The organism is Rhizobium etli 8C-3, assembly GCF_001908375.1.
In the GTDB taxonomy this organism is placed as follows: domain Bacteria; phylum Pseudomonadota; class Alphaproteobacteria; order Rhizobiales; family Rhizobiaceae; genus Rhizobium; species Rhizobium etli_B.
The window spans coordinates 3,751,011-3,777,173 of sequence record NZ_CP017241.1 but is presented as its reverse complement, the minus strand read 5'-3'; the positions used below and the strand labels follow the sequence as shown (position 1 = coordinate 3,777,173).

Here is a 26,163-nt window from a genome sequence, read left to right as displayed (position 1 = left end):
TCTTCGCGAGATTGCGAATCGGCAAATCTTCTGCAAGCTGGCTTCCGATCGGTTTTGCAGGTGGCTAAGAATGAAATTGAGGGTGATTGAGGGCGGGCTCGGCGAAACGGCCGATGGGCGCGAAACAGTAGCTTCAGGTCGAAGGCCGAGCCGCGAGGATGTGCGGCGCGAAGCCCTCAGGCGGCTTCGGGAAAGCGGCTATCATTCGTCTTGTGTGAGAGAGGCTGCAACGGGCGTTCCTGCGCCCGAAGCGCTCAGATATCTGAAGCTGCAGCTCGATTTTGCGGCCGAGACGCTGTCGCGGCTCGATCCGATCCCCCATGACTTCTCCGCCGATGCCTATTGGCCTTCCGCCGACACTTCGCGTTGATCCGGCTGTTCCTTGCGCTTCGCGTTCAGGGCGTTCATGTGCGAGCGCTCTCGTGCCATTTCGCTGACGGCGGCCCTTAGCGCCGGGTGGCGGGCGGTGAACATGTTGAAGTCGCGGCGTTCCAGCACCAGGAATTGGCAGAAATCGATGGCTATGACATCGGCCGTCCGCCGCCCGCCGCTCAGCAGAGCCATTTCTCCGAAAAACGCACCCGGTTCGAGGCGGACGGCGCCGCTTGGCAGACGGACTTCCACGGCTCCGGACGAAAGAAAATACATGCCGTCTCCGCGGTCACCCTTACGCATCACGCGTTCGCCCGGAAGCGCCGATTTGGGGCGGAAGAGAAGAAGCAGTTCTTCCTGCGAGTGCTCATCGACCTTGGCGAAAAGCGGGAAAGTCTCGATCAGTTGCTGCATCTCCAACTGATGCTGGCGCTCCCGCGCTTCGGAAAGTGCCCTGATCTTTTCAAGCTCGCGCGCGAGCGCCTCATGCCGGCGGCGGCCATAATGATTGCTGAGCACCGGCCATCGGGCGTGCACATAGGTGTGCAGCGCCTCAGCGCCGACGCAGACGAGCGGATTGAGCGTGATCGAAATGATCGCGGACGCAAGGATGATATCCTGCCCGTCATTCGGCAGCAATCCGAGGGAAACGCCGAGACCGGCAAGAATGAAGGAAAACTCGCCGATCTGCGCCAACCCGCCCGCGACGGTCAACGCCATTCCGACCGGATAGCGAAGCAGGATGACGATCAGAAAGGAGATGATCGCCTTTCCGACGATGATCAACATCAGTGCGCTGATGACGGCCATCGGCTGGCGGACCAGGATCGACGGATCGAACAGCATGCCGACCGACACGAAGAACAGGACTGAAAAGGCGTTCTGAAGCGGCAAAGAATCGGCAGCAGCGCGGTGGCTGAGATTGGACTCGCTCATCACGACGCCCGCGAAGAAAGCGCCGAGTGCGAAGGAAACGCCGAAGATCTCGGCGGAGCCGAAAGCGATGCCGAGCGCAATGGCAAGGACCGTCAATGTGAAGAGTTCGCGCGAGCCGGTCCGGGCGACGAGCGTCAGGAGCCAGGGAACAATCTTCGGGCCGACAAAGATCGCCATGCCCGCAAAGGCGCCGACCTTCAGCAGAGTGAGCGCAATCGCCAGAGAAAGCGGCAGCCCAGTGCCCTGCGCAGCATCGCTGGCGGCGTGGCCGCCGAGCAATTCCGCAAGCGCAGGCAGCAAGACCAGCGCCAGAACCATCGCCAGGTCTTCGACGATCAGCCAGCCGACCGCGACGCGGCCGCTGGCCGAATTCAGCAGGTTTCGTTCCTCCAGGACCTTCAGCAGCACGACGGTGCTTGCCACCGACAGGCTGAGGCCGAAGACGATCCCGGCGCCGAGCCCCCAGCCCCACCATTTCGCAAGGCCAATGCCGAGCAGCGTGGCGATGATGATCCGGATGATCGCGCCCGGCACGGCGATACCGCGCACGGCAAGCAGGTCAAGGGCTGAAAAATGCAGCCCGACGCCGAACATCAGCAGGATGACGCCCATTTCCGCCAACTGTCCGGCAAGCCCTGTATCGGCGACGAAACCAGGCGTGAACGGTCCCATCAGTATGCCTGCCACGAGATAGCCAACCAGCGGCGGCAGCCGCAGCCTGTCGGCGATATATCCGAGCACCGCTGCAAAGACGAAGCTGACGGCGACTGTCGCAATAAGCGTTACTTCCTGATGCACATCCGTCCCTTGATATTCGTTGGCGACCGTCACTTTGACCGAAGTGTGAGTGAAATTAAATACTTGATTTGAGTTTCCAAATCACCGGCAATTGCTGAGCTCCAGCGATATTGGGGCATTCTCGCCGCGACACCAGTTTGGCGTCAGTTTCGGAGATCAATATAAGCGCACACTAAAACAGGAAACGCTGTCTCATTGGAGATATCCATGCGAGAAATAGAAGCTGTTGATGTCGCGTCTGATCGGTCTTTCGGAGCCGTCGAATTCGGATATGTCCGGGAGGTATTTCTGGAGGACGAAGCCTGCTGGGGTCTGTTCGATTCCGAAGGCGATGTGATCTTCGTCGGCGACGACCTGGACGAATGCCGCTCCTTCGCTGCTAAGGAGGAGATCAGAATTCAGCTGATCCAGTAGGGTAGCGCGTCTTGCAGGTCTTTTCGCAACCGCAACCCCTGCCGCATCGACTTCAGTCAGCGCGATAAGGACTGGATATAATCGTGACTGACGATGGATTCCTCGCTTGTGCCCTCGCCGTAGATCTTGGCGAGGGTCGCATGCAGGTCAGGGGAGTAAAGAGCGCTCGACAGCTCAACCCGCTCGCCGCCTCTTTTGGTTTCCTCCCTGATCCTGAAAACCTCGTATTTGCACCGGCCGACTGCAACTGTCTCGCGTTTGGTTACCGACAGCTCCAGCGTCCACTTGTCGCTGGATTGTTGAGGATCGAGGGGGACGAAGGGGATCACGTGATGTCCTTCCTTCTTGATGGGCAGAAGCTTGCCCAAGCCATCTTGTGGAAAGATGGCGTAACGCTCATCGCTGCTGGAGCGAGACAGATCGAAAAGCCCTGATGCGAATAGACCGTCTGCTTCGAACTTCCTAACGAATTGCTTTTTGCGACCACAGGTCCTTGTGCCGGCCGGAATTCGCTTATCGCGTCCGAATTCCTCAATAAGAAACCGTTTTTTGCACTCTTGGCTGAAGGGCAATCGGCTGCATAAGAAGCAACCGGAAGGACAAGAAGCAGGAGAAAGCTGAAGGGGCGCCTTTTGATCATAGACTTTTGATGCCAGCGGATTAGGTATTCCCAAACGCTAGATCATCAGAATGAAAAGGGCGACAAGAACAATCTCATTGGTTGAGTTGCTCACAGCTCCGACCGCTTGAGGAGTGCACCGGCCAACTCAGCCAGGGATATAATGGATGATTCGTTTTCGCCGCTCTTGAGCATCTGATTGTCGACGAAGTGGAGATCATTGTCGGCGAAGGCCGCATCTTTGACCTCATTGGCCTGGTCGGCGAAGTCAAGTCGGCAATGATGGTCGACGCCGTCGGCATGGCGCAACGTCTTCCATCGACTTCTCGGAAGGATTGGGCGGCATGTCGCAGCTCGGACTCGAGGGCAGCATCTGTCAAATCGAAAAGGCCGCCGTCATTTCCGATTGCGGCCGATTTCGCTACGAGCTGACGCGTGTGTGGGACAAGGGCGGGCCGCTGCTCGTCACCTGCATGCTGAACCCTTCGACGGCCGATGCCGACAACGATGATCCAACGATCCGCGCGCTGATCGATTTTGGTAGGGTGTGGAGCTATGGCGGCCTGCTGGTCGTCAACCTCTTCGCCTTCCGCTCGTCGAGCCCGATCGTGATGATGTCGTGGCACGATCCGCGCGGCCCGAAGAACGCCCAGTTCATCGATGCCGCCTTGACGCTCGCCCGCTCGCAGAACACGCCGGTTCTTGCCGCATGGGGCGCCAATGGCGCGCACCACACAAATGTGAACGATTGGGAAGATGGACAGGACTGGTTCTGCGCCCGCGCCCGCCGCCAGTGCGTCGACCTTATCTGTCTCGGGCTGACGAAGGACGGATTTCCGAAACACCCGATGGCACGTGGCCTCCATCGCATCGCTCGGAACCAGCAGCCGGTCATGTTCCGGCCCGCAAGGAAGGCTGCGTCACAGCATTGGTGCACGAATCGGGGATTTTTCGGACGTAGTCTTTGATGCTATCGTCTATGCGGTGGGTGTCATGCGATGGACGGAATTCGGGCGCACATGCCAACATGCGATTGAGGAGGGCGCAGCCGACCGCGACCTCGTGCGCGCTCCAGCCCGCATCGCCGCCGAGATCGAGCCCCTTGATCGAGAAATTGCAGATCGCTGATCCGGAGGACGGAGAGCGGGAAACTGAGATGAAGCAGGTCGTTGCGGATTCGCCAATCCTCCCGGTTCTTCAGGAAGACGATCCACGCAGACGACATCGGCAACATGACGCTGTGCTCAAACGATCTCGGCAACGGACTGGTGACTGGTGCGCCCAGGCCAAACTTCAAGACTGGCGCCGTTGACTGAGACGACAACCGCCAGACGACGGCCTATACGAATGATGAGGGTCATTTTGCGTCGGTGGTGCCCCATGCCGGGGTCGAACCAGCACTTCTTTCGAAACTCGATTTTGAGTCGAGCGCGTCTACCAATTCCGCCAATGGGGCAACCGATACCAACGAGCCGGGTGTCTACCATGCGACCTGCGACCGCGCAAGACGGCGGGCGGGCTTATCAGGCTGATTTGATACGGCTTCCGGCTCGATGTTCCGTCGTAAACCCCTTTGCAATCAGTGTGCGGTAGCCGGTGCCGATTCTCTCAAGCCGGACTTCTTCAACGTGATCGCGAGGATCGAGGCGAGCAGGCAGAAGGCGCCGGCAACGAAGAAGGCCGGCAGGTAGCTCGACAGTTCGGTCCGTGAAAGGCCGGCGCCATAAGCAGCGGTTGCCGCGCCCAGCTGATGGCCGGCAAAGACCCAGCCGAAGACCATACCGGCCTTTTCCCGGCCGAAGCGGTCGGCAGCGATCTTGACGGTCGGAGGAACGGTGGCGATCCAGTCGAGGCCGTAGAAGATCGCGAAGATCGAAAGACCGTAGAAGCTGAAATCGCTGAAGGGCAGGAAAAGCAAGGAGAGCCCGCGAAGACCGTAATACCAGAAGAGCAGCCATCGGTTGTCGAAGCGGTCCGACAACCAGCCGGAGCCGATCGTGCCGAAGAAATCGAAGATACCCATTACGGCTAGAACGCTGGCCGCCGCGACAGGCAGGATGCCAAAGTCGCCGCAAAGTGTCACGAAGTGAGTCTGGATCAGGCCGTTGGTGCTGAGGCCGCAGATAAAGAAGGTGGCGAACAAGATCCAGAAGGTCGAAGTTCCGGAGATCTCTTTCAGGATCGTCACCGGCGTCTTCAGCGCGCCGACGAGCGTTCCGCGTGCCGGCGGCGGCGTGACGTGAGCTTCGCCGAGCGAGGGCAAGTTTAAGTCCGAGGGCCGATCGCGCATGAAGGCAAGCACGGCGAGGGCTGCAACCATGATCATCGCGCAGACGAAGAAGACCGTGGAGCGCCAGCCGTAGCGTTCCGTTAGTTCCGCCATTAGCGGCAGGAAAACGAGCTGACCGGTGGCCGAGCTTGCCGAAAGCATCCCGACGACGAGGCCACGGTGCTTCGTGAACCAGCGCGCAGATATGGTCGCTGCAAGAACCATGGCCGTCAAGCCAGTGCCGAAACCGACGACGATGCCCCAGAGCATCAGAAGCTGCCAAAGCGATGTCATGAAAAGCGAGCCGACGAAGCCTACGCCGATCAGCGCAAGCGCAAAGACGATGACCTTGCGCACACCGAAATAGTTCATGAAGGCCGCTGCGAAGGGACCCATCAGGCCGAAGAGAACAAGGCGGATCGCAAGTGCGGAGGAGATCTGCGACGTTTCCCAGCCGAACTCGTCCTGCAGCGGCTTGATGAGCACGCCCGGCGCGCCCATGGCGCCGGCGGTGACCAGCATGGTCAGGAAAGTCGCGGCGACAACGATCCACCCGTAATGGATGTTGCGGCGTGCAAGGGTCGAGGCAAGCACAGTGGAAACCATGGGCAAGTTCCATTCGTGGGAATGATGGATGCATCACCGATTTAGATGATGATCATCATGTTTCTTGCGTATTGATGATGGGCGTCATATAATTTGTCAAGGGACTATTTTCGGAGCCGGTCATGCGCGTCAGTCGCGAAAAATTTGCAGAACACCGCCAGAAGATTCTGGAAGTCGCGGGCGTGATGTTCCGCGAAAACGGGTTTGACGGGGTGGGGGTCGCCGATATCATGAAAGCCTGCGGACTGACGCATGGAGGCTTCTATGGGCACTTCCAATCAAAGGAAGAGCTGCAGCTGGAGGTCAGCCGGGCGCTGATTGCCAAGGTGGAAGTGCGGTGGAAGGCACTTATCGCCGACGCACCGGATCGCCCCCTGGATGCGCTTCTCGACCACTATGTTTCCTGGTTGTCCGTCGACAATCCGGGCTCGAGCTGTGTCTTCGTGGCGCTGATGGAAGAGGTGAGCCGCAGCAGCGGTGCGGTGCGGGAAACCTTTAACGACGGGCTATCCACGCTTGTCGATATCCTGGCGGAGATCGCTCCAGGAGAGACGCCCGTGGAGCGCCGCAAGAATGGCTTTACGACGCTCTCTTCAATGATGGGGGCCGTCAGTCTGGCGCGCGCGGTCGAAAATCGCGAATTGGCCGGTCAGTTCCTCTCGACGATGCGGGAGAAGCTGTCACCGGCCAATTTTGTCAGCGCCTGAGTGCGCCCGCAGGTACGTATCTGGCCTATTTGAAGCCTTCCACGTGATGCGGAACATAAGGCTCTTCGAGAGCGGCGACGTCATCGGCGGTGAGCTTGACAGCCAGTGCCCCGACCGCGTCCGAAAGATGATGCGGCTTTGAGGCGCCAATGATCGGTGCGGTCACCGCGCTTTTCTGCAAGATCCAAGCCGTGGCGATCTGGGCCCTGGAGACCTCATGTGTCTTCGCCAACCGGCCGACCGTATCGATGATTTTGCGGTCGGCATCCTGGGCCTGCCTGTAGAGTGTCTTGCCGAATTCGTCGGTTTCAGTGCGGGCGGTCTTTTCGTCCCAGTCGCGCGCCAGGCGGCCGCGCGCAAGCGGGCTCCATGGAATGACGGCGATCTTCTGGTCCTCGCAGAAAGGCAGCATCTCGCGCTCCTCCTCGCGATAGAGAAGATTGACATGGTCCTGCATGCTCACGAATTGAGTCCAGCCGTTCAGCCGCGAGGTGTAGAGCATCTTTGCGAATTGCCAAGCGTACATGGATGAGGCGCCGATATAGCGCGCCTTGCCGGCCTTCACGACGTCGTGCAGCGCCTCCAAGGTTTCCTCGATCGGCGTCGTGTAGTCGAAGCGATGGATCTGGAAGAGGTCGACGTAATCGGTGCCGAGCCGGCGCAGGCTGTTGTCGATCTCGTCGAAGATCGCTTTGCGGGAAAGACCAGCGCCGTTCGGACCGGGTCGCATGCGGTTGAAGACCTTGGTCGCAAGTACGATATCCTCGCGCTTCAATTCCTTGATCGCCCGTCCGACCATTTCCTCCGACGAGCCGTCGGAATAGGTATTCGCGGTGTCCAGGAAATTGATGCCAAGATCGATCGCCTGCCTGATGATCGCCAGGCTTTCCTTCTCGCCGAGCGTCCAGGCGTGATTGCCACGGCCCGGATCGCCAAAGGTCATGCAGCCGAGGCAGATCCTCGAAACTTCGAGGCCAGTGCCTCCGAATTTGACATAGTCCATGATTGACTCCGTAAATGAATCTCGACCCCCCGAGGCACCTTCGGCTGATGTAGGGCGCAATCGGTGGGATTGTCAGCAATCCCGGCCAAAGAAAAATTCCAGAGGCATCCGTGCGATCATGAGGTGGAGCTTGGAAACATGGGGTCGAGCAAACTTGCACTCCACCGCCACAAGGTGTTAGCTGGTGCAGCATTCACTGGATTTTAAGTATGAAACTTCCCGCCCGCGATCGCTATGATGGTCTTTATCGCGATTTTTCGTGGGAGATTCCGGAAGATTTCAACATCGGCCGGGCCGTCAGCGACGAATGGGCGGCGCAGGCGCCCGAACGCATCTGCCTCGAACATTTCAGTCCGGACGGCCGTCATTCGTCGATGACCTACGGTGCGCTGGCGGAGCGTTCTTCATCGTTTGCCAATGCATTGACGGCACTTGGCGTTCGTCGCGGCGATCGCGTCGCGTTGCTTCTGCCTCAGTGTTTCGAGACGGCGATCGCCCATGTGGCGATCTACAAGATCGGTGCAATTGCGCTGCCGCTCGCGCTGCTCTTTGGTGTCGAGGCGCTGGAATACCGGCTGAAAACGTCAGGCGCGGCTGCGATCGTCACCAACACGTTCGGGCTAGAGCGGGTAAACAAGATCCGCGAAAACCTGCCCGAACTCAGGACGGTCGTCAGCACCGATGGCGGCCAAGCGCTTGCTTTCGGAGCGCTCGTCGAGGCGCATCCGCCGCTTTTCGACGTTGCTCCGACAAGGCCGGAAGATCCGGCGTTGATGATCTTCACATCAGGCACGACGGGGCCTCCGAAGGGCGCCTTGCACGGCCATCGCGTTCTAGCGGGCCACATACCCGGTATGCAATTTGCGCATGAAAGTTTTGCGCAGCCAGGAGACAAGGTCTGGACGCCGTCCGACTGGGCCTGGGCGGGCGGGCTTTTGAATGCGCTGCTGCCAAGCCTCCTGCTTGGCGTTCCTGTCGTTTCCTCTCCGGCCCAGAAATTCGATGCCGACATGGCCTATCGCATCATGGCCGAGATGAAGGTGCGCAATGCCTTCATTCCGCCGACAGCGCTCCGCCTGCTGAAATCGATCAGTGATCCCCGCGCGAAATACGATCTCAATCTGCGTACTATCGGCTCCGCCGGTGAAGCGCTTGGTCGAGAAACCTATGAATGGGCGCGCCAGGCGTTCGGCATCACCGTCAATGAGTTTTATGGCCAGACTGAGTGCAATTTCGTACTCTCCTCCAGTGCAGGCTATGGTGTCACGAAGGCCGGTGCGATCGGCCGCGCGGTGCCCGGTCACCGGGTTGCCATCATCGACGAGAGCGGCGATGAAGTGTCGCCCGGCAAGACAGGCCAGATCGCAATCAAGGCGCCCGATCCGGTTATGTTCCTCGGCTATTGGAACGACGGCGAGGCAACCAGGAAGAAGTTCATCAAAGGCTGGCTGCTGACCGGCGATCTCGGTCGTCAGGATGAAGAGGGCTATGTCACATTCGAAGGCCGGGATGATGATGTCATAACCTCGTCAGGCTATCGCATCGGCCCTGCCGAAATCGAGGACTGCCTGTGCGGTCACCCGGCCGTGCAGCTCGCTGCCGTCGTCGGCAAGCCGGATCCGGTGCGCACCGAGATCGTCAAGGCCTATATCGTGCTTTCACCCGGCCGCACGCCCAGCGATGCGCTCGGCGCGGAAATCCGCGATTGGGTGAAGATGCGGCTTTCGATGCACGAATATCCGCGCGAGGTAGAATTCGTGGACGCGCTGCCGCTGACGACGACCGGCAAGGTCATCCGCAGACTTCTGCGTGAAAGGGCGGCCGGCGAGGGGCCGGGGCCTAGCCCCGCCGCGCGAGCGATATGATCTTCTCGCGCAGCATCTTCGCCATATTGCGGGTGCTGCGATACATATGCAACTGAGCGGCGGCCTGCCGGACATCGCGGTCGCCGTTCTGTGCAAGGCCGATCACCAGCGTTCCCATTTCCTCGCGCTCCTGCCAAAAGCGGCTCATGATGGGATGGTCCGGGACCGCGCAGGAATCTGAACGCACGATATTCGCATCGTCGAGATGCCACTCCGTCAGTTCGGCCATCAGCAGCTTGCCCGGAGAATAGCGGGCATAGGCCTCGTCGTAGGCCGTCTTCCAAGTATAGGCCTCGCCGCCCATCATCAGCACGACTGTTGCCGCAATTGCCTTGCCGTTCAGGTCGATCGTGTGAATGCGCACAGCGTCGATCGCCGCAAGGTTCGAGACGGCTTCGCGGGCGAAGGCCGTATGGTATCGGTCGGTTGCCAGCGCGCTACGTTTCTTGCCCTTCCAGCCGCCGGCTTCCATTGCCAGGAACTCCTCGAACCGTGCATGTATATCGCGGGGCTGGCGCGCGACGACATAGACAGCTGTACCGAGCTCTTCGAGCTGCCGCCATTGGCGGCGCATTTCCCGTTTGTGCGAAGAAGAGATGATACGGCCAAGATAGGCCATGGCGTCGTCATCGCTTTGCAGCATCGGCCGCTTTGATGGATTGGTGACCATGACCGGCAGGTTTCGGCCCAGCGCGACCGCCTTTGCCATCCGGGCAAAGATGCCGTTCAGGCGAATATCCGGCAACACCAGCGTTGCGGGAAGGTTCAGATCGCGCGCCGTCAAGCCTTCAAAGAGATTGTCCAGCGTCTCGGCCGCATCTTCGGCATCCACCAGGGGTGTGCCGAGCGGCGCGAAGCTGTTCGACCATGCACGGATGATCGAGGGGCCGACGGCAAAGCCGGGTCTTTCGATAGAAAAAGGCATCAGCAAACGCAAGCGGCTGCGCCGGCCGTTCTCATCGCGGATCAATGCGAAATTCACTTTCCGGTCTTCAAGCCGCGGCATGGCGGGCGCGAGGAAGCGGCCGGTGAAGAAAACATTCGGCTCCATTGCACGGTTCGAAAGGAAATCCAGTTCGTCCTGCAATTCATAGCCGAGCCTGCCCGGATAGAGGCAGAGCTCCCGGCCCGGACGTCCGATCTCCACGCGCGCTTCGGCCTGCGGCAGGTCGAAGTTTATCGAGGCGAGCTCGTGAACCATGCGATTGGCATTGGTATCGGTGCTTTCGGTGACGGGTGGGACACGCACCATAATCAGGCTCTCGTTTCTGTCGTTGCCGGCGGGCGGCTGAATGCAAAAAGGACAATGCCGAGCGCCCGGCGCACGGCGATGTGCAGCAGAATCGCTTCCACAACCATTGCCGATGCCGTCGCGATCGCAGTGCCGACGGTGCCAAGGTGCGGGATCAGGGCGATATTCAAGGAGACGTTTGCCGTGAGCGCCGCCGCATAGAGGGCAACGCAGAGGTTCTGCTTTCCGGCCATCATCAGCAGCGTTTCGGCCGGACCGACGAGGGCCTTGGCGAGGATGCCCGCAAGCAGGATCGCCATCAGAACATAACCTGCCGTAAAGGCTCCGCCGAAGAGCGACAGCAGCAACTGACCGGCTGCTACGACTGCGAGTCCGAGGGTCAGTGCGGGCCAGAATGTCCAGCGCGCAGCGTCGATTGCTGCTGCGGCAAGCTGCTCGCGGGTGCCTTCTGCGATGAGGCTGGAAAAGCGTGGGCCAGATGCAGCCTTTACCGAGAACATGATGAAATGCACCAGCGCCATCGTCTTTGCGGCGGCAAAATAGATCGCGACGTCATGCGGCTCGAGGAAGATGCCGACGACAACCACATCTGAATTGGTCAAGAGGAAGCTCACGCCTTCTACGAGGAAAATCGGGAAGGCGATGTTCAGCCAGTTGAGGAAATCGATCCTGCGCGGTCCCTCGCTGTAGTGGCGGCGCAGGCGAAGGAGTGTCGCAATGTACTGGCCGACGGCGGTGACATAGGTTGCTACAAGCGCGGCTTTCATGGCGGTGACGGCAGAATGCTCCGCACCCGCTCCCATCGCTGCCAGCATAAAGAGGATGATGAGGACAGGCCGGATGATGTAGACCGGGCTCAGCGCCATGACCGGCCAGTGATTGGCACGCGAGGTACCTTCCAGAATGTCGCCGAGCGCGATCATCGGCATGGCGAGAAGGCCAAGGAAGACAGGTATGAGATAGTAGGACTCGATCCTGTCGCCCAGGAAATGGAGTCCCGCCATACCGGCAGCCATCACCAGTGTTCCCGAAAGCATGGCGAAGGTGCGGGCCGTTCCCGTCAGGCCGCGAATTTCCTCGAAGGCGCCTGCAGCCTTGTACTGCGGCAGGAAACGAACGATCGCCGTGTGAAAGCCCAGGCAGGACAGATCGCCGAAAAGGACGATCAGGACCCAGACAAACACGAAGATCCCGTATTCATATTCGCCCATCAGGCGCGCGAGGATGATTTGTGAAATGAAGGCGAGGGCGGCACTCATTATGCGGATCGAAAAGGCGGTAAGGGCCATCCGCTGTGCGGTTGCCTTGTCGCCGTGACCGCTCAGAATCGCGGCAAGCAGGCGCAGCAGGCGGCTTCCCGCTGGACGCAGGCCTGCAGGCAGCAGTCTTTCCGCTGTTTCAATGACCGCCATTACGAACACGCAACACTCTGAACTCAGGCAAATCGTGTCGGAAGTCTTGTCAGATCAGGATTAAGAAACGGTTGTGGCGAGCACGTTATCCTTAACCGCCAGCCCGATTTCGCGCAAAAAGAAATGCCGCCCGAAGGCGGCATTCTTGAACTGGCTGCCCTCGCTCAGGCTTCGGCAAACGCACCGTGGCAGTGCTTGAATTTCTTGCCAGAACCGCATGGGCAGGGCTCGTTGCGGCCGACCTTGCCCCAGGTGGACGGGTTGTTCGGATCCCGGTTTTCCGGCGAGACGATCACTTCGGATGCCTGGTAGACCGGCGCGAAATCATTCTCGCCCGTATCGGGGTCCAGGTGCTGGGCTTGCATGACCGGCAATTCCGGCTCGGCAGGTGCCTGTTGCACCAGCTCGACGCGCATCAACTGCGCGGTCACGGCCTCGCGCAGGCTGTTCAGCAGGGTCTGGAAGAGCTCGAAGGCTTCGGATTTGTATTCCTGCAGCGGATCGCGCTGGGCATAGCCGCGGAAGCCGATGACGGAGCGCAGATGATCGAGGTTGACGATGTGCTCGCGCCAGAGATGGTCCAATGTCTGCATCACGATCGAACGCTCGACATAGTGCATGATATCCGGGCCGAAGCGCTCCGCTTTTTCGGTGAAGGCAGCATTGGCAGCTTCCGTCAGGCGTTCGCGGATGTCGTCTTCGCCAATGCCTTCTTCCTTCACCCAGTCCTCGATCGGCAGATCGAGGTTGAGAAGTGCTGCAACCTGCTCCTTCAGTCCGGCAGCATTCCACTGCTCGGCATAGGCGCGCTCGGGAATATGCTTTTCGACGAGGTCCTCGATGACTTCGCGACGCATGTCCGAAACAGTCTCGGAGATGTTTGAAGCTTCCATCAGTTCGAGGCGTTGTTCGAAGATCACCTTGCGTTGGTCATTCAACACGTCGTCGTATTTCAGCAGGTTCTTGCGGATGTCGAAGTTGCGGGCTTCGACCTTCTTCTGGGCGCGCTCCAGAGCCTTGTTGATCCAGGGATGGACGATTGCCTCGCCTTCCTTGAGACCAAGCTTTTGGAGCATGCCGTCCATTCGATCGGAGCCGAAGATGCGCATCAGGTCGTCCTGAAGCGACAGATAGAACTTGGAGCGGCCCGGGTCGCCCTGACGGCCGGAACGGCCACGGAGCTGATTGTCGATGCGACGGCTTTCATGGCGTTCCGTCGCGATGACGTAGAGTCCGCCGGCGGCGATCGCCTGCTCCTTGAGTTTCTGGATTTCCTCGGCGATCGTTGCAATCTTGGCGTCGCGTTGCGGGCCAGGCTCGACCTCGCCAAGCTCGCGCTCGATGCGCATGTCGAGGTTGCCGCCGAGCTGGATGTCGGTACCACGGCCCGCCATGTTAGTCGCGATCGTGACTGCGCCCGGCACGCCTGCTTGTGCAACGATATAGGCTTCCTGCTCGTGATAGCGGGCGTTCAGGACCTGGAAGTCCTTGAAGCCCTGCTTGCGCATCAGCTCAGCCAGAAGTTCGGATTTCTCGATGGAGGTCGTGCCGACGAGCACCGGCTGGCCGCGTTTCTGGGCGTCTGCGATCTCGGCGATGATCGCCTTGTACTTCTCCTCGAAGGTCCGGTAGACCTCGTCGTCTTCGTCGATACGCTGGATCGGCAGGTTGGTCGGCACTTCGATGACATCGAGGCCGTAGATGTTGCCGAATTCTTCCGCTTCCGTCTGCGCCGTACCGGTCATGCCGGCGAGCTTTTCGTACATGCGGAAATAATTCTGGAAGGTGATCTGCGCCAGCGTCTGGTTTTCCGGCTGGATCTGCACCTTTTCCTTGGCTTCCAGCGCTTGGTGCTGGCCCTCCGAATAGCGGCGGCCCGGCATCATGCGGCCGGTGAACTCGTCGATAATGACGATTTCACCATTTCGCACGATGTAGTCCTTGTCGCGCTGGAAGAGTTTGTGGGCCTTCAGCGCATTGTTGACGTGATGGACGATCGCGACGTTTTCTATGTCGTAGAGCGCGCTGCCTTTCAGGAGGCCGGCCTGCTTTAGGAGCCCTTCGAGCTTTTCAGTACCAACTTCAGAAAAATTCGCCGAACGTTGCTTCTCGTCGATTTCGTAATCTTCTCCCGACAAGAGCGGAATGAAAGCGTCGATCGTGTTATAGAGATCGGAGCGGTCGTCAAGCGGACCGGAGATGATCAGCGGCGTGCGTGCTTCGTCAACCAGGATCGAGTCCACTTCGTCGACGATCGCGAAGTTGTGGCCGCGCTGGACCATCTGGCTCTTCTCGTACTTCATATTGTCGCGAAGATAATCGAAGCCGAGTTCGTTGTTCGTGGCGTAGGTGATGTCGCAATTGTAAGCGGCAGCGCGCTCTTCATCCGACAGTCCATGGACGATGACGCCCGTTGTGAGCCCAAGGAAATTGTAGATGCGGCCCATGTTGGCGGCGTCGCGGCGGGCGAGATAGTCGTTGACGGTAACGACATGAACACCCCTGCCGGAGAGCGCATTGAGGTAGACGGGAAGCGTCGCAACCAGCGTCTTACCTTCACCGGTCTTCATTTCGGCGATGGCGTTGGAATGCAGGATCATGCCGCCCACAAGCTGGACGTCAAAAGGACGCAGGCCGAGTACGCGGCGCGAGGCTTCGCGCACGACGGCGAACGCCGGAACGAGGATGTCGTCGAGCGTCTTTCCATTCGCCAGCATCTTGCGGAATTCGACCGTCTGGGCGGCGAGCTGTTCGTCGCTCAGCGCCCTCGTCTTCTCTTCGATCGAGTTTATGGCGGCGACTTTCGGCTGGAAGGACCGCACGCGGCGATCATTGGCAGAGCCAAATATTTTGCGGGCGAGACCGCCGAAGCTGACCATATGACTGGTCCTTTCTCAATATTCTTCCCCGGCTTTTCTTATACGCACACCCGGCCGAAAATCAGGCACACGTCTCGAAACGCCAGGAAACTTTTCTGGACGCGAGGTTGCGTGACAGATAAGAGGGGGGTCGAATGATGTCAACGGATTTGGCTGATATAGAAAGGCCACATTCCAGTGTTGATGGCTGTTTTTGGCTGGACTCACGAATGCTGAAGCCGGTGATGTAACTCTGAAAGGTTATTGGATGTTGAGCTACAACAAACTCGCCATGATGGCGCTTGCAACTTTTGTTGCGCTTCAGGCGCCGGTCTATGCGGAAGACAAGCCGGATGCAGTCGTTGCCAAGGTCGGCGACCTTGAGATCCATCAGTCGGAACTCGACCTGGCCGTCGCCAACCTCGACCCGCAGCTCGCGCAGCTCCCGGACGATCAGAAGAAGGTCGCGGCACTTTCGGCCGCGATCGACGTCAAGCTGCTGGCCGGCGATGCCGCTGCCGAGAAGCTCGATCAGACCAGTGAATTCAAGAAGCGCATGCAGTATCTCTCGGATCGCGAACTGCATAATGCCTATTTCAAGAAGCATGTCGTCGATACGGTTACCGACGATGAAGTGAAGGCGCGCTACGACAAGGAAGTCGCAGCCCTTCCCAAGCAGGAAGAAGTTCATGCTCGCCACATCCTCGTGAAGACCGAGGAGGAGGCCAAGGACGTCATCAAGCAGCTGGATGGCGGCAAGGACTTTGCAGAGCTTGCCAAGGAAAAGTCAACCGACCCGAACAAGGCGGACGGCGGCGATCTCGGCTACTTTACGAAGGGTCGCATGGTCAAGGAATTCGAGGATGCGGCCTTCTCTCTCGAAAAGGGCACCTATTCCAAGACGCCCGTGAAGACCGATTTCGGCTTCCACGTCATCAAGGTCGAAGACAAGCGCGACGCTCCGCCGCCCCCGCTTGACCAGGTCAAGGACCAGGTTCGTCAGCTTGTCATGCGCGACAAGTACCTTGCACTCCTTGCCAAGGCGAAGGAAACCTCCAAGGTCGATATCATGGACGAAACGCTCCGCAAGGGTTACGACGACGCGAACAAGCAGCAGGCGCCAGCACCGCAGCCGCAGCAGTAATTTCCACTAAGGGCCCGGTTCTTCCGGGCCCTTCACTATCCTCTGTTGTCGCATTCGACGGCGAACCGATTTTCAAGGTCGCCTGAAAATGCCTATAGCCAGGTCGATCCTCATGTCCGGTTCCGTTTCTCCGCTCGCTCCGAAAACCTTTGCCACGATGCCGGCGCTGCGCGGTGTGCGCATGGCGACCGCTTCTGCAGGCATCAAGTATAAGAACCGGACGGACGTGCTGATGATGGTCTTCGACAAGCCGGCCGCCGTAGCGGGGGTTTTCACGCGATCGAAGTGCCCGTCGGCGCCCGTCGACTTCTGCCGAGGCAATCTGCCGCATGGCGTGGCGCGCGCCGTCGTTGTCAACTCTGGCAACGCCAATGCCTTCACCGGCCTGAAGGGGCGCCAGGCGACGGCCTTGACGGCAAAGTCGGCTGCCGCTGCCGTCGGCTGCGCCGAGAATGAAGTCTATCTGGCGTCGACCGGCGTGATCGGCGAGCCGCTGGATGCGACGAAATTCGCAGGTGTTCTCGACAGGATGAATGCCGAGGCGACTGGTGATTTCTGGTTCGAAGCCGCCAAGGCGATCATGACCACGGATACCTATCCGAAGGTTTCGACGCGCAGTGCCGAAATCGGCGGCGTGAAGGTGACGATCAACGGCATTGCCAAGGGCGCCGGCATGATCGCACCCGACATGGCGACCATGCTCTCCTTCGTCGTCACGGATGCCGATATCGCGCCGGCCGCCCTGCAGGGACTGCTTTCGGACGGCGTCGGCCCGACCTTCAATTCGATGACGGTCGATAGCGATACGTCTACCTCCGATACGCTGATGCTGTTTGCGACGGCCGCCGCCGCCGAGGACGGCCAGGTCCGCATCGAACGTGCCGACGATCAGCGCCTGGCCGCCTTCCGCACGGCGCTCAATGAAGTACTCAAGGACTTGTCGCTGCAAGTTTGCCGTGATGGCGAAGGCGCCACCAAGATGCTCGAAATCAGCGTGACCGGCGCCGAGAGCGATGCGGCCGCCAAGCGCATTGCGTTTTCGATCGCGAATTCGCCCCTGGTGAAGACGGCTGCCGCCGGCGAAGACGCCAATTGGGGCCGCATCGTGATGGCCGTCGGCAAGGCCGGCGAGATGGCCGATCGCGATCGACTTGCCATCTGGTTCGGCGATGTCCGTGTCGCGGTTAACGGAGAACGCGACCCCGATTACTCCGAGGAGGCGGCCTCGAATGTGATGAAGAAGCAGGAAATTCCGGTAAAAGTCGATATCGGGCTCGGCACGGGTGCGGCTACAGTCTGGACCTGCGACCTCACAAAGGAGTATGTGGCGATCAACGGCGATTACCGGAGCTGATCGTTCATTGACTGAAACATTGTCCCAAAAGGCAAATTTGCCGCTTGTACGCAGGCTGGAAGCTGTCGGTTTCCGGGCGTGGCCGGCCTCTTCCGTGCAATACGACGGCAGTTGGCAGGTCAGGCTGACGGCGGGCCATCCGTCGAACCGGCTGAATTCCATCGTGCCGCTCGACCCTTCCGATCATCGCGACGTCGAAGTCCGGCTGGAGAAGGCCAGCCGCAAATTCGACGCTTATGGCCGCCCGGCCGTTCTTCGCCAGACACCGCTTGCGTCGCCGGTCCTGATCGATCTCGTCAAAGAGCAGCAATGGACCCATTTCGATGAGACGATCGTCATGACCTGCGACCTGGCCCATGCCGAACTGCCCGATACTCTCGATCACCTTCCGACGCATGACATCGGCCGCTTCGTCGATGCCAATCTCGCGACGGATCAAGTCTCCCCGAAGCTGAAGCCGGCGCTTGCGGAAATCATTAACGCGATCGGACCGCCGTGCGGTCTCTTCATGATCGAGGACCTGAAAACCGGGCCGCTTGCAACCGTGCTTTGCGTTCAGGACAACGATCTTGCCGGCATCATGTCGCTTTCGGTGGCCAAGAAGCGGCGGCGAGAGGGGCTCGGCCTCGAAATCCTGACCTCTGCCCTTCGCTGGGCGCGCATGCGCAGTGCCCGCTCGGCCTGGCTGCAGGTCAAGGCTGCTAACCTGCCGGCTTTGGCGCTCTATGACCGTCTCGGTTTCCGTGAAGCTTACCGATACAGCTACTGGCGCCGGGAACAGCCGCAATGAGCGAAGCCGGCAAGAATATTTTGCTGGTTGCCGCCTGTGCGCTGATCGATTCCGACGGCCGCATCCTTCTGGCACAGCGTCCGGAGGGCAAGTCGCTCGCCGGCCTGTGGGAGTTTCCCGGCGGCAAGGTCGAACCTGGCGAGACGCCGGAGGTAACCTTGGTGCGCGAGCTCGAGGAGGAGCTTGGCGTCAAGACCAAGGTCGCCTGCCTCGCGCCGCTGACATTTGCCAGCCACAGCTACGACACATTTCACCTCCTGATGCCACTTTATGTCTGCCGCCGCTATGAGGGTATTGCCCACGGCAGGGAGGGTCAGGCTTTGAAATGGGTAAAACCCATGGTTCTCAGGGATTATCCAATGCCGCCGGCCGACGAGCCGTTGATCCCCATGCTTCAGGATCTACTTTAGCGAATAATTGCTTCTTTGCGGCAAAGTACCGGTTTCGGCCGGAGTTATTAATCGATCGTTTATCACCTTCTGCCAAAGATCGGCCTCACTCAAGCAACTGGCGTGTGAGTAAAAGGCTTGACGCATGGACGACGATTTCTGGAAAGCTGTCCGGGAGAAAGAACAAAGCTCGAATGCTTCGCGCAGGACAGGCGCGCTCAATCTCGCTTTGCTTTTCGGCACCGCGGTCGTTGCCCTGACGCTCATCCTCACGCCGATGCTCGCCGACAAATCCAAGTCGAGCGTTTTCGCCAGCGTTCCGGCCGAGTTCGATTCGATCACGACCGGATCGATCCCGAGAACCGAAAACGGCAAGCGCTACACGATCCGACGTAGCGTCCTGCAGGAGACACCCGGCTCGGTCTGCGTTGTCCAAGGGTATGGTTCAGGAGCCGGCTGCTGAGGAAATCGGATATCCGCCTTGGCGGGAAAGGTTGGGCATGCGCATTCTGAAAGCTTTCCTTGCAGATGTTCGCGGCGCGACTGCCGTCGAGTATGGCCTGATGGCCGCCCTGATTTCAGCCGCCGTTGTCGGGGGGCTGACGACCTTCGGAAACAGCCTGCAAAACACCTTCAATACGGTGTCCAACAATCTCGACAGTCACTAGGCGCGCACCTTCACTGCTTCAGCTTGTGCTCTTCCACACGCAGAGCATCGGCAAGGCGCGCTTTCGCCGAGCCCGGCTGCAACGGCTTCTGCTGGCTTTCATGCGGTGCCCATCCTGAAACATAAATGATCGAGAACGTGGCCCTGATACGCCCGTCCGGATCGGAATAGCGCTCGGCATAGATTTCTGCTGCGCGCAGAAAGAATGCGCGGCTGGGCGGCTTGCGGCTGCGGGCGGTGAGAGGATTGGTCATGCCCATGGCGCGCAGGTCCTTCATCAGCGGGAAGACGGAATCGTAGCGGACGGTATAGGTCTCGGCGTCGATTACCGGCAGCGCGAAGCCGGCGCGCTGGAGGAGGCCGCCGACATCGCGAACGTCGGCGAACGGAATCACGCGTGGGCTCGCGCCGCCGGTCATCTCCGCTTCCGTTGCAAGCAGAACATCCCTGAGTTCCTGGAGAGTGCCTGCTCCGGGGATCGCTGCAAGAAACAGGCCGTCTGGCTTGAGAGCGCGGCGAATCTGGATGAAGACGCCGGGGGTATCATTGGTGAGATGCAGACAGAGTGGCGCAAGAACGAGGTTGGCCGACTGCGGCTCGATCGGCACGTCCTCAAGCGGCGCCAGGGCCAGAACTTCATTCGGCGCGGCAAATCCCCGTTCCGCCTCGACCCGGATCATCGTACCGATCTTGCCTGTCGCGACTGCCGTTCGCGCCGCTGCTCCTGTCATCCCGTGCAGTTCCACGGCGGTCTCGAAATGGCGTTCGACGACAGCCAGACGATCGGCAAGTTCTGTGGCGGCGATATCCAGAAGAAAGGCAGCTTTCGGATCGTCGTTTTTCAGTGCGCGACGGCGGTTTGCAGCGATCGCGGTCCGGTCGAAGATGATATCCATGCGCATGTCCATAATCCTGCGCGCCAAGGGCGGCAAGCTAGTTCTCGCCCGATCTCGGCGCAGGTAAGCGCCGAGGCGATCTGAAATCCTCTTCCTTCGACCGGCTCCGCTCGCCCTCCGCTCACGATCATGCCGTCGGCGATCTCGTCTGCCCCCCACAGATATCGCGACCGCACCGATGCCGGCGTGGATAATTCGCGCCAGGAACGGCATGGTCGGGGCCGAGATCTGCTGGTTCCGGTTCGCCGTCACCGCTCCTCGTATGCTGTCCCGTCAGACGGCGGAGCTTGCCTGCAACCCCGCGTTCTTCGGTGTGCGGACGCCGTGAACATCATGGTTTTTGGCCTTTGCAAGGGCTTTCTCCGAACCTATATGACAGAAAGATACCGACATCCGTCTGGAGATAAAGTATGGCACCAGTCACCATCTATACGCGGCAATACTGCGGCTATTGCGCGCGCGCAAAATCTCTTCTCGAAGACAAGGGGATAGATTATGTCGAATACGACGCGACCTTTTCGCCGGACCTCCGTCAGGAGATGATTGGCAGGTCAAATGGCAGGACGACATTCCCGCAGATATTCGTAGGCGGGCAGCATGTTGGCGGATGCGATGATCTTTATGCTTTGGACCGGGCCGGCCGGCTCGATGCGATGCTGGTAGCTTGAGGGAAGTCCGATGACGTTCAAGGCCGCTGCCGTTCAGATGTGTTCCGGAGTCGATCCCGCGAAGAACGCGGCCTCGATGATGCACTTGGTGCGTGAGGCAGCAGCCCAGGGTGCGATCTATGTGCAGACGCCGGAAATGACCGGCATGCTCCAGCGCGACAGGGTTGCCGCGAAAGTGGTGTTGCGCGACGAGACGGACGACATCATCGTCAGAACGGCATCCGCACTAGCTGCCGAACTCGGCATCTACCTGCATGTCGGCTCGACGGCCATCGCACTCGACGACGGTAAAATCGCCAATCGCGGCTTTCTTTTCGGCCCGGAAGGCAAGATCCTCAATCGCTACGATAAGATTCATATGTTCGACGTCGATCTCGATAACGGCGAAAGCTGGCGGGAGAGTGCCGCATATCGTCCGGGCTCGGAAGCGCGCGTCCTGTCGCTGCCGTTCGCGGAAATGGGCTTTACGATTTGCTACGATGTTCGCTTTCCAGCGCTTTTCCGCGCCCAGGCGATTGCCGGGGCGGAAGTCATGACGGTGCCTGCCGCATTCACGAGGCAGACGGGCGAAGCGCATTGGGAAATCCTGCTTCGCGCCCGCGCCATCGAAAACGGGGTTTTCGTCATTGCTGCGGCGCAGGGCGGGCTTCATGAAGATGGCCGCGAGACATACGGGCATTCAATGATCATCGATCCCTGGGGCAAGGTTCTAGCCTCGACCGGGGGTACCGGCGAGGCGGTGATCGTCGCGGACATCGATCGAACTGCGGTCAAGGCCGCGCGTGACAAGATTCCGAATCTGAAGAACGGCCGTGAATTCTCGATCGAAAAAATTACAGGGGCCGTCGTGGGAGGCGTCGCCACTTGATCCGTTATTCCCTCAGCTGCGAGAATGCCCACGAATTCGAAGTATGGTTTTCCGAAAGTGCCGATTTCGACCGGCAGATCGCGTCCGGTTACCTCACCTGTCCGGTCTGCAATTCCACATCCATCTCCAAGGCGCTGATGGCGCCATCCGTCTCGACTGCCCGCAAGAAGGACGAGATGAAGACACTGGCGATGGATGCCGCGCGCCGCGACGCCTTTGAGAAGCTGAAGGCAGCCGTCGCTCACATCAAGGCAACCGCCGAGGATGTCGGCGCGCAGTTTCCCGAAGAGGCTCGCAAGATTCACTACGGCGAGGCGGACGCCCGCGGCATCATCGGACAGGCGACGATCGACGAGGCCCAGGCGCTGCTCGAAGAAGGTATCGAAATTGCAGCGCTTCCGGTCCTGCCGGAAGACGTGAATTGATCGCTATTCGGGCCGCTTCGCCAGCAGCATGTAGTTCACGTCCATATCCTTGGACAGGTTCCACTGGTTCGACAGCGGATTGAAGAAGACGCCGGTGCGCTCGATGATCGTCATGCCGCTCGCCGCAAGCGGCTTTTCCAGCTCTTCAGGGCGAACCAGCTTTTCATATTGATGCGTGCCGCGCGGCAGCCAGCGCAGGATATTCTCGGCGGCAAAGATCGCGAGTGCGGCGGCCTTCATCGTGCGGTTGATGGTGGCGACGAACATCAGCCCGCCAGGGCGCACCATCCTGGCGCAGGTGGTCATGAAGAAATCGACGTCGGCGACATGTTCGACGACTTCCATGTTCAGCACGATATCGAAAGTCTCGCCTGTTTGCGCAAGCTGTTCGGCAGTGACTGCGCGGTAATCGACCGTGACGCCAGACGCTTGTGCGTGTGTCGAGGCTATGCCGATGTTCTTTTCCGAGGGATCGGCACCGACAACACTTGCCCCCATGCGGGCCACAGGTTCCGAAAGCAGGCCGCCGCCGCAGCCGATGTCAAGTACGCGCAGACCTTCCAGCGGACGCGGGCTCTTCTGGTCGCGGCCGAAGTTTTCGGCTGCCTTGTCGCGGATATAAGTAAGACGTACCGGATTGAACTTGTGCAACGGCCTGAACTTGCCGGTCGGGCTCCACCACTCCGCCGCCATTGCGGAAAAGCGGTCCACCTCGCTCTGGTCGATCGTGCTTTTTGCCGCGTCGCTCATGACCCTGCTCCTCGCGTTCGTCGTGAGTGAAGTCGGACGTTCAGCAGCATAAGTCAAGAGCCGGGAAAACGGGGAACGGCAAGACGCGTCTCCAGTGCGGCGCCTATCGCCAGGACGTGTTCGTCGGCAAAGCGACGTCCGACGATCTGCAGCCCGACCGGCATGCCGTTCGCTGCGGGACCGACCGGCAGTGAAAGCGCGGGCAGTTGCGGCAGCATGTTGAAAGGACAGGTCATGTCGAGCCCGGCGAAACGGCCGTCCGGACAGGTCGCGACATAGTCGTCGTCAGTTCCGTTGGCGGGCGGAGCGGTGATGGCGCAGGTGGGGCACAGCAGGGCGTCGTAGCTCTCGAAGAGCTTTGCCATATTGCGCCACATTGCGCTGCGCAGCAGTTCCACGCGCTTGTAGGCGGTGGCGTTCATTGAATAACCGCGCTCGATCATCGCTACCACGGCGGGGTCCATTTTCTCCCGGTATTCGACGATTGTCTCGCCGAAGAAGCCAGACATGAAGACGCACCAGAGATCGAACCATCCATCGTTAACCGCGCGCGTCCAATGCATCGGGACTTCATCGACGGTGGCGCCGGCCCGGCGCAGCTCCTCCACAGCATCGCGTATCGCCTGCTCGACCTCGGGCTGGATACGATAATAGCCGAGGTCCATTGACAGTGCGAAGCGCTTGCCTTCCAACCGGCCGTCTCGTGCCGCATGTGACATGAAGCCGATCGGCAGCGAGGAAATGTCCTCGTCGCTTGGACCGCAGGCCGCTTCCATGAAGGCGATTGCGTCTTCCACCGTGCGCGCCAGCGGTCCGAAATGCGAAATGTTGTCGAAAACGCTGGGCAGAATGGTCATCGGAATTCGTCCGAGGCTCGGTTTCAGACCGACCGTGCCGCAGAATGCGGACGGAATACGCACGGATCCGCCCATATCCGTGCCCTCCGCAAAGGGCACGACGCCGGTCGCGACCGCAACGGCCGACCCACCGGAGGAGCCGCCCGAGGTGCGCTCCGGATCCCACGGGTTGCGGGTCACGCCCCAGCGCGGGCTTTCGGTAAAGCTCGCAAAGGCGAATTCCGGCGTTGTCGTTTTTCCCATCAAAATGGCACCCGCCGCTTGGAGACGGCGGATGCAGAGCGCTGTTTCGGTGGGCACCCAGTCGCCCTTTGTCCATGAGCCAAGCGTCGTCAGATCGCCTGCGGTCGGCGTGAGGTCCTTGGCGGCGAACGGTACACCGTGTAGTGCGCCAGTTGCTTCGCCGCGGGCGGCCGCGCGATCCGCCTCGCGGGCCGCTTCGAGCGCCTGCTCCTCACGAAGGACAGTGAACGGATTCAGCGTTTCACGCACCGCCTTGGCGCGGCGCAGAGATTCCGCCACAACGTTTTCGGAGGTGAACCGACCCTGGCAGATGCCGCTTGCGATTTCCAATGCAGGAAGGTCGAGCGGATGTGGCGTGGCAGTTTCCAGTGGCTTGCTCATCGTGGCTTCTGCCGGCGTGAAGGAGTGCGTGCTTTTTTGCGGCTCTTGGCTTCACCGGATATAGTGACGCATCTTCGATCAACCACGTGCTTGCTGCAAAAAGTCTGCTGCAGAGCGCATTTTCGACAGGGATGATGCGGTAGCCGAGCAATTCCTAGAGGGTCGCCATCACGCACGCTTCAGTTTTGCCGCCTGTAATTCCCAGTGTTTCGAGCGGTTGCGCCTGACACACTGTAGGAGCCTGCCGTCAAGCCATGAAGAGGTTGGCGGCACAAGCTCTTGCAATGGAGGCACGAGTTCCAGCATCTCTTCCAGCAACTGTCCGCCGGTCATCGTCACCGCTTATCGCAATAGTTCCGCCACGAGCCTTCGCGGTACCCTTTGGTTGCCTGGATCGTGTGAAGGTCATGCGACTGGTCTCTTATCCAGGCAATCACGGTCAACGGAGAGGATACTCTCATGCACTCCCCATGCCAGGGCGCATCGGGGCTGCCTGTCGACACAGATATGTCGCTCATTCCGAACCGCCCTTTGTCAACGGCGCCTCCGACCTCTAACCCGGCATACGTTGGTTCCTTGAATTATTGAAACTCGTTGCGGCCCAAGGCGTTATCCCGCAAGCGGATTAAGGCGGCTCAGATGACGAACAAAGGCACCGGCAGCGACGATTTGCCCGACGGCGTCACTGATCATCGCGGCTTTCAACGGCAGGTCTGGATCGTTCAGCGCGTTGCCTGGTTCGTCTTCGGCCTTATCCTTGCGGGCTGCCTCTTCGGCGCGTTGGGGAAGGGCGGATATCTTTCACGCGCCTTGGTGGAAACGCCCCAAGGAACGGTCGACTATCCAGCCATCTCGCGATGGAACGCGCCGGACGAGATTCATGTTCGGTTCGGACCTGGCGGTGCGGACTGCGTCTTCACGGTCGATGCAGCGTTTCTGAAAGGCTTCTTCGTCGAGGGCATTGATCCGCCACCAAAGGCGGTGACGACCAAAGCCGGGTCGATCCATTATCAGTTTACCGGCGATCCAGGCATGCCGATCGATGTCAGGTTCCGCCTGCACACCCAGTCGCCGGGCTTTCATCGCATCCGTCTCGGCATCGGCGATCACGTTTCGGCGCCGCTGGTCTTGATCCTTCCGTGAGGAGAACTCGATATGGAAAGCGTTATTCGCGGCCTTTCGATCTATTTTGCCCTCCTTGTCATCATACGCCTGTCTGGACGCCGGACGCTCGCGCAGATGACGCCGTTCGATCTCGTGATCCTGTTGGTGGTCTCCGAGACGACGCAGCAGGCGATGCTCGGCGATGATTTTTCGATAACCAACGCGATCGCGCTGATCTTGACCCTGTTTCTTGCGGATATCCTGCTCTCCTATCTCAAGAGCTGGTCACCGCTGGCGGGCAAGGTCATCGACGGCGTTCCGACCATTCTGATTGCAAACGGGGTTGCGGATCAGGAGGCCTTGCGCGGCTGCAGGCTGCAGATGGAAGACGTGCTCGAGGCGGCTCGCAATCAACAGGGTGTCGACAGCGTCAAGGACATCCGCTTCGCCATCCTCGAGGTGAGTGGCGCCATCAGCATCATCAAAAATCAATGAGCGCTGAGCCGCGTTTCGAAG

27 protein-coding genes and 1 tRNA gene are annotated in these 26,163 nt (G+C 59.8%); 16 read left to right on the top strand and 12 right to left on the bottom strand.

The features are described 5' to 3' along the window. Positions 1 to 70 precede the first annotated feature (70 nt). The gene (locus AM571_RS18650; protein ID WP_074063354.1) at positions 71 to 370 is read left to right on the top strand and encodes a hypothetical protein; all 300 of its coding nucleotides are present in this window, start codon (positions 71 to 73) and stop codon (positions 368 to 370) included. On the opposite strand, the gene AM571_RS18645 is transcribed toward AM571_RS18650, so the two are convergent. Then, on the bottom strand, positions 340 to 2,106 hold the full coding sequence (locus AM571_RS18645) for a cation:proton antiporter (RefSeq protein ID WP_074063353.1): 1,767 nt from the start codon (positions 2,104 to 2,106) through the stop codon (positions 340 to 342). The genes AM571_RS18650 and AM571_RS18645 overlap by 31 nt on opposite strands. A 207-nt stretch (positions 2,107 to 2,313) precedes the next feature. Here AM571_RS18645 and AM571_RS18640 point away from each other — a divergent pair, with 207 nt between their 5' ends. Further along, positions 2,314 to 2,520: a hypothetical protein gene (locus AM571_RS18640; protein WP_074062671.1), complete on the top strand. Its 207-nt coding sequence runs from the start codon at positions 2,314 to 2,316 to the stop codon at positions 2,518 to 2,520. Positions 2,521 to 2,576: 56 nt separating this feature from the next. Here the strand turns inward: AM571_RS18640 and AM571_RS36975 are convergent, their stop codons facing one another. Both AM571_RS36975 and AM571_RS18630 read right to left on the bottom strand, forming a co-directional pair. Next, positions 2,577 to 2,888 carry a hypothetical protein gene (locus AM571_RS36975; RefSeq protein ID WP_196776294.1) on the bottom strand — a complete coding sequence of 104 codons (312 nt, stop codon included), beginning with the start codon at positions 2,886 to 2,888 and terminating at the stop codon, positions 2,577 to 2,579. Positions 2,889 to 3,250: 362 nt separating this feature from the next. Continuing rightward, entirely contained in the window at positions 3,251 to 3,448 is a 198-nt protein-coding gene (locus AM571_RS18630) for a hypothetical protein (RefSeq protein ID WP_074062670.1), read from the bottom strand. 35 nt (positions 3,449 to 3,483) lie between these two features. On the opposite strand from AM571_RS18630, the gene AM571_RS18625 reads away from it, so the two are divergent. Continuing rightward, positions 3,484 to 4,107, top strand: coding sequence for a DUF1643 domain-containing protein (locus AM571_RS18625; protein WP_074062669.1), 624 nt, complete (start codon positions 3,484 to 3,486; stop codon positions 4,105 to 4,107). Between the two features lie 403 nt (positions 4,108 to 4,510). Here AM571_RS18625 and AM571_RS18620 read toward each other — a convergent pair. Both AM571_RS18620 and AM571_RS18615 read right to left on the bottom strand, forming a co-directional pair. Then, positions 4,511 to 4,595, bottom strand: a tRNA-Leu gene (locus AM571_RS18620). A 123-nt stretch (positions 4,596 to 4,718) separates the two neighbouring features. Further along, positions 4,719 to 6,014 carry an MFS transporter gene (locus AM571_RS18615; RefSeq protein ID WP_074062668.1) on the bottom strand — a complete coding sequence of 432 codons (1,296 nt, stop codon included), beginning with the start codon at positions 6,012 to 6,014 and terminating at the stop codon, positions 4,719 to 4,721. A 122-nt stretch (positions 6,015 to 6,136) separates the two neighbouring features. Here AM571_RS18615 and AM571_RS18610 point away from each other — a divergent pair, with 122 nt between their 5' ends. Continuing rightward, entirely contained in the window at positions 6,137 to 6,721 is a 585-nt protein-coding gene (locus tag AM571_RS18610; RefSeq protein ID WP_074062667.1) for a TetR/AcrR family transcriptional regulator, read from the top strand. A gap of 25 nt (positions 6,722 to 6,746) precedes the next feature. Here AM571_RS18610 and AM571_RS18605 read toward each other — a convergent pair whose 3' ends face one another. Then, the gene (locus tag AM571_RS18605; protein ID WP_074062666.1) at positions 6,747 to 7,724 is read right to left on the bottom strand and encodes an aldo/keto reductase; all 978 of its coding nucleotides are present in this window, start codon (positions 7,722 to 7,724) and stop codon (positions 6,747 to 6,749) included. A 209-nt stretch (positions 7,725 to 7,933) separates the two neighbouring features. On the opposite strand from AM571_RS18605, the gene AM571_RS18600 reads away from it, so the two are divergent. After that, positions 7,934 to 9,589 (top strand): AMP-binding protein, encoded by a 1,656-nt coding sequence (locus tag AM571_RS18600; RefSeq protein WP_074062665.1) that lies wholly within the window; start codon positions 7,934 to 7,936, stop codon positions 9,587 to 9,589. On the opposite strand, the gene AM571_RS18595 is transcribed toward AM571_RS18600, so the two are convergent. The 3 genes from AM571_RS18595 to secA all read right to left on the bottom strand — a co-directional run bounded on the left by AM571_RS18595 (position 9,564) and on the right by secA (position 15,132). Then, positions 9,564 to 10,841, bottom strand: a complete 1,278-nt coding sequence (locus tag AM571_RS18595) for a GNAT family N-acetyltransferase (protein WP_074062664.1) — start codon at positions 10,839 to 10,841, stop codon at positions 9,564 to 9,566. The two genes, AM571_RS18600 and AM571_RS18595, sit on opposite strands and share 26 nt — an antisense overlap. A gap of 2 nt (positions 10,842 to 10,843) precedes the next feature. Beyond that, a complete protein-coding gene (locus AM571_RS18590; protein WP_074062663.1) occupies positions 10,844 to 12,253 on the bottom strand; it encodes a lipopolysaccharide biosynthesis protein in 1,410 nt (469 codons plus the stop codon). Positions 12,254 to 12,417: 164 nt separating this feature from the next. After that, on the bottom strand, positions 12,418 to 15,132 hold the full coding sequence (gene secA / locus AM571_RS18585) for a preprotein translocase subunit SecA (RefSeq protein ID WP_074062662.1): 2,715 nt from the start codon (positions 15,130 to 15,132) through the stop codon (positions 12,418 to 12,420). 247 nt (positions 15,133 to 15,379) lie between these two features. Between secA and AM571_RS18580 the strand changes: the two genes are divergently transcribed. The 6 genes from AM571_RS18580 to AM571_RS18555 all read left to right on the top strand — a co-directional run bounded on the left by AM571_RS18580 (position 15,380) and on the right by AM571_RS18555 (position 19,456). Next, positions 15,380 to 16,255 carry a peptidylprolyl isomerase gene (locus AM571_RS18580; RefSeq protein ID WP_074062661.1) on the top strand — a complete coding sequence of 292 codons (876 nt, stop codon included), beginning with the start codon at positions 15,380 to 15,382 and terminating at the stop codon, positions 16,253 to 16,255. A gap of 112 nt (positions 16,256 to 16,367) precedes the next feature. Further along, complete coding sequence (gene argJ / locus AM571_RS18575) at positions 16,368 to 17,609, top strand: bifunctional glutamate N-acetyltransferase/amino-acid acetyltransferase ArgJ (RefSeq protein ID WP_074062660.1); 1,242 nt, start codon at positions 16,368 to 16,370, stop codon at positions 17,607 to 17,609. Continuing rightward, on the top strand, positions 17,578 to 18,399 hold the full coding sequence (locus tag AM571_RS18570) for a GNAT family N-acetyltransferase (RefSeq protein WP_074062659.1): 822 nt from the start codon (positions 17,578 to 17,580) through the stop codon (positions 18,397 to 18,399). Before argJ ends, AM571_RS18570 begins: the two co-directional genes overlap by 32 nt. Next, complete coding sequence (gene mutT, locus AM571_RS18565) at positions 18,396 to 18,809, top strand: 8-oxo-dGTP diphosphatase MutT (RefSeq protein WP_074062658.1); 414 nt, start codon at positions 18,396 to 18,398, stop codon at positions 18,807 to 18,809. Before AM571_RS18570 ends, mutT begins: the two co-directional genes overlap by 4 nt. 124 nt (positions 18,810 to 18,933) lie before the next feature. Continuing rightward, the gene (locus AM571_RS18560) at positions 18,934 to 19,251 is read left to right on the top strand and encodes a hypothetical protein (RefSeq protein WP_074062657.1); all 318 of its coding nucleotides are present in this window, start codon (positions 18,934 to 18,936) and stop codon (positions 19,249 to 19,251) included. A 37-nt stretch (positions 19,252 to 19,288) separates the two neighbouring features. Then, a complete protein-coding gene (locus AM571_RS18555; RefSeq protein WP_074063352.1) occupies positions 19,289 to 19,456 on the top strand; it encodes a Flp family type IVb pilin in 168 nt (55 codons plus the stop codon). A 10-nt stretch (positions 19,457 to 19,466) separates the two neighbouring features. Here AM571_RS18555 and AM571_RS18550 read toward each other — a convergent pair whose 3' ends face one another. After that, entirely contained in the window at positions 19,467 to 20,351 is an 885-nt protein-coding gene (locus tag AM571_RS18550; protein ID WP_074063351.1) for a methyltransferase domain-containing protein, read from the bottom strand. A gap of 410 nt (positions 20,352 to 20,761) precedes the next feature. Between AM571_RS18550 and grxC the strand changes: the two genes are divergently transcribed. The 3 genes from grxC to AM571_RS18535 are packed head-to-tail and all read left to right on the top strand — an operon-like array spanning position 20,762 to position 22,312. After that, positions 20,762 to 21,019, top strand: coding sequence for a glutaredoxin 3 (gene grxC, locus AM571_RS18545; RefSeq protein ID WP_074062656.1), 258 nt, complete (start codon positions 20,762 to 20,764; stop codon positions 21,017 to 21,019). Between the two features lie 10 nt (positions 21,020 to 21,029). After that, the gene (locus tag AM571_RS18540; protein WP_074062655.1) at positions 21,030 to 21,887 is read left to right on the top strand and encodes a carbon-nitrogen hydrolase family protein; all 858 of its coding nucleotides are present in this window, start codon (positions 21,030 to 21,032) and stop codon (positions 21,885 to 21,887) included. Continuing rightward, complete coding sequence (locus AM571_RS18535) at positions 21,884 to 22,312, top strand: DUF1178 family protein (protein ID WP_074062654.1); 429 nt, start codon at positions 21,884 to 21,886, stop codon at positions 22,310 to 22,312. Before AM571_RS18540 ends, AM571_RS18535 begins: the two co-directional genes overlap by 4 nt. 3 nt (positions 22,313 to 22,315) lie before the next feature. On the opposite strand, the gene ubiG is transcribed toward AM571_RS18535, so the two are convergent. Further along, positions 22,316 to 23,062, bottom strand: a complete 747-nt coding sequence (gene ubiG, locus AM571_RS18530) for a bifunctional 2-polyprenyl-6-hydroxyphenol methylase/3-demethylubiquinol 3-O-methyltransferase UbiG (RefSeq protein WP_074062653.1) — start codon at positions 23,060 to 23,062, stop codon at positions 22,316 to 22,318. A gap of 53 nt (positions 23,063 to 23,115) precedes the next feature. Beyond that, on the bottom strand, positions 23,116 to 24,543 hold the full coding sequence (locus AM571_RS18525) for an amidase (RefSeq protein WP_074062652.1): 1,428 nt from the start codon (positions 24,541 to 24,543) through the stop codon (positions 23,116 to 23,118). Positions 24,544 to 25,182: 639 nt separating this feature from the next. On the opposite strand from AM571_RS18525, the gene AM571_RS18520 reads away from it, so the two are divergent. Both AM571_RS18520 and AM571_RS18515 read left to right on the top strand, forming a co-directional pair. Further along, positions 25,183 to 25,686, top strand: a complete 504-nt coding sequence (locus AM571_RS18520) for a hypothetical protein (RefSeq protein ID WP_074062651.1) — start codon at positions 25,183 to 25,185, stop codon at positions 25,684 to 25,686. Between the two features lie 12 nt (positions 25,687 to 25,698). Beyond that, a complete protein-coding gene (locus tag AM571_RS18515; RefSeq protein ID WP_074062650.1) occupies positions 25,699 to 26,142 on the top strand; it encodes a DUF421 domain-containing protein in 444 nt (147 codons plus the stop codon). Positions 26,143 to 26,163: the final 21 nt, after the last annotated feature.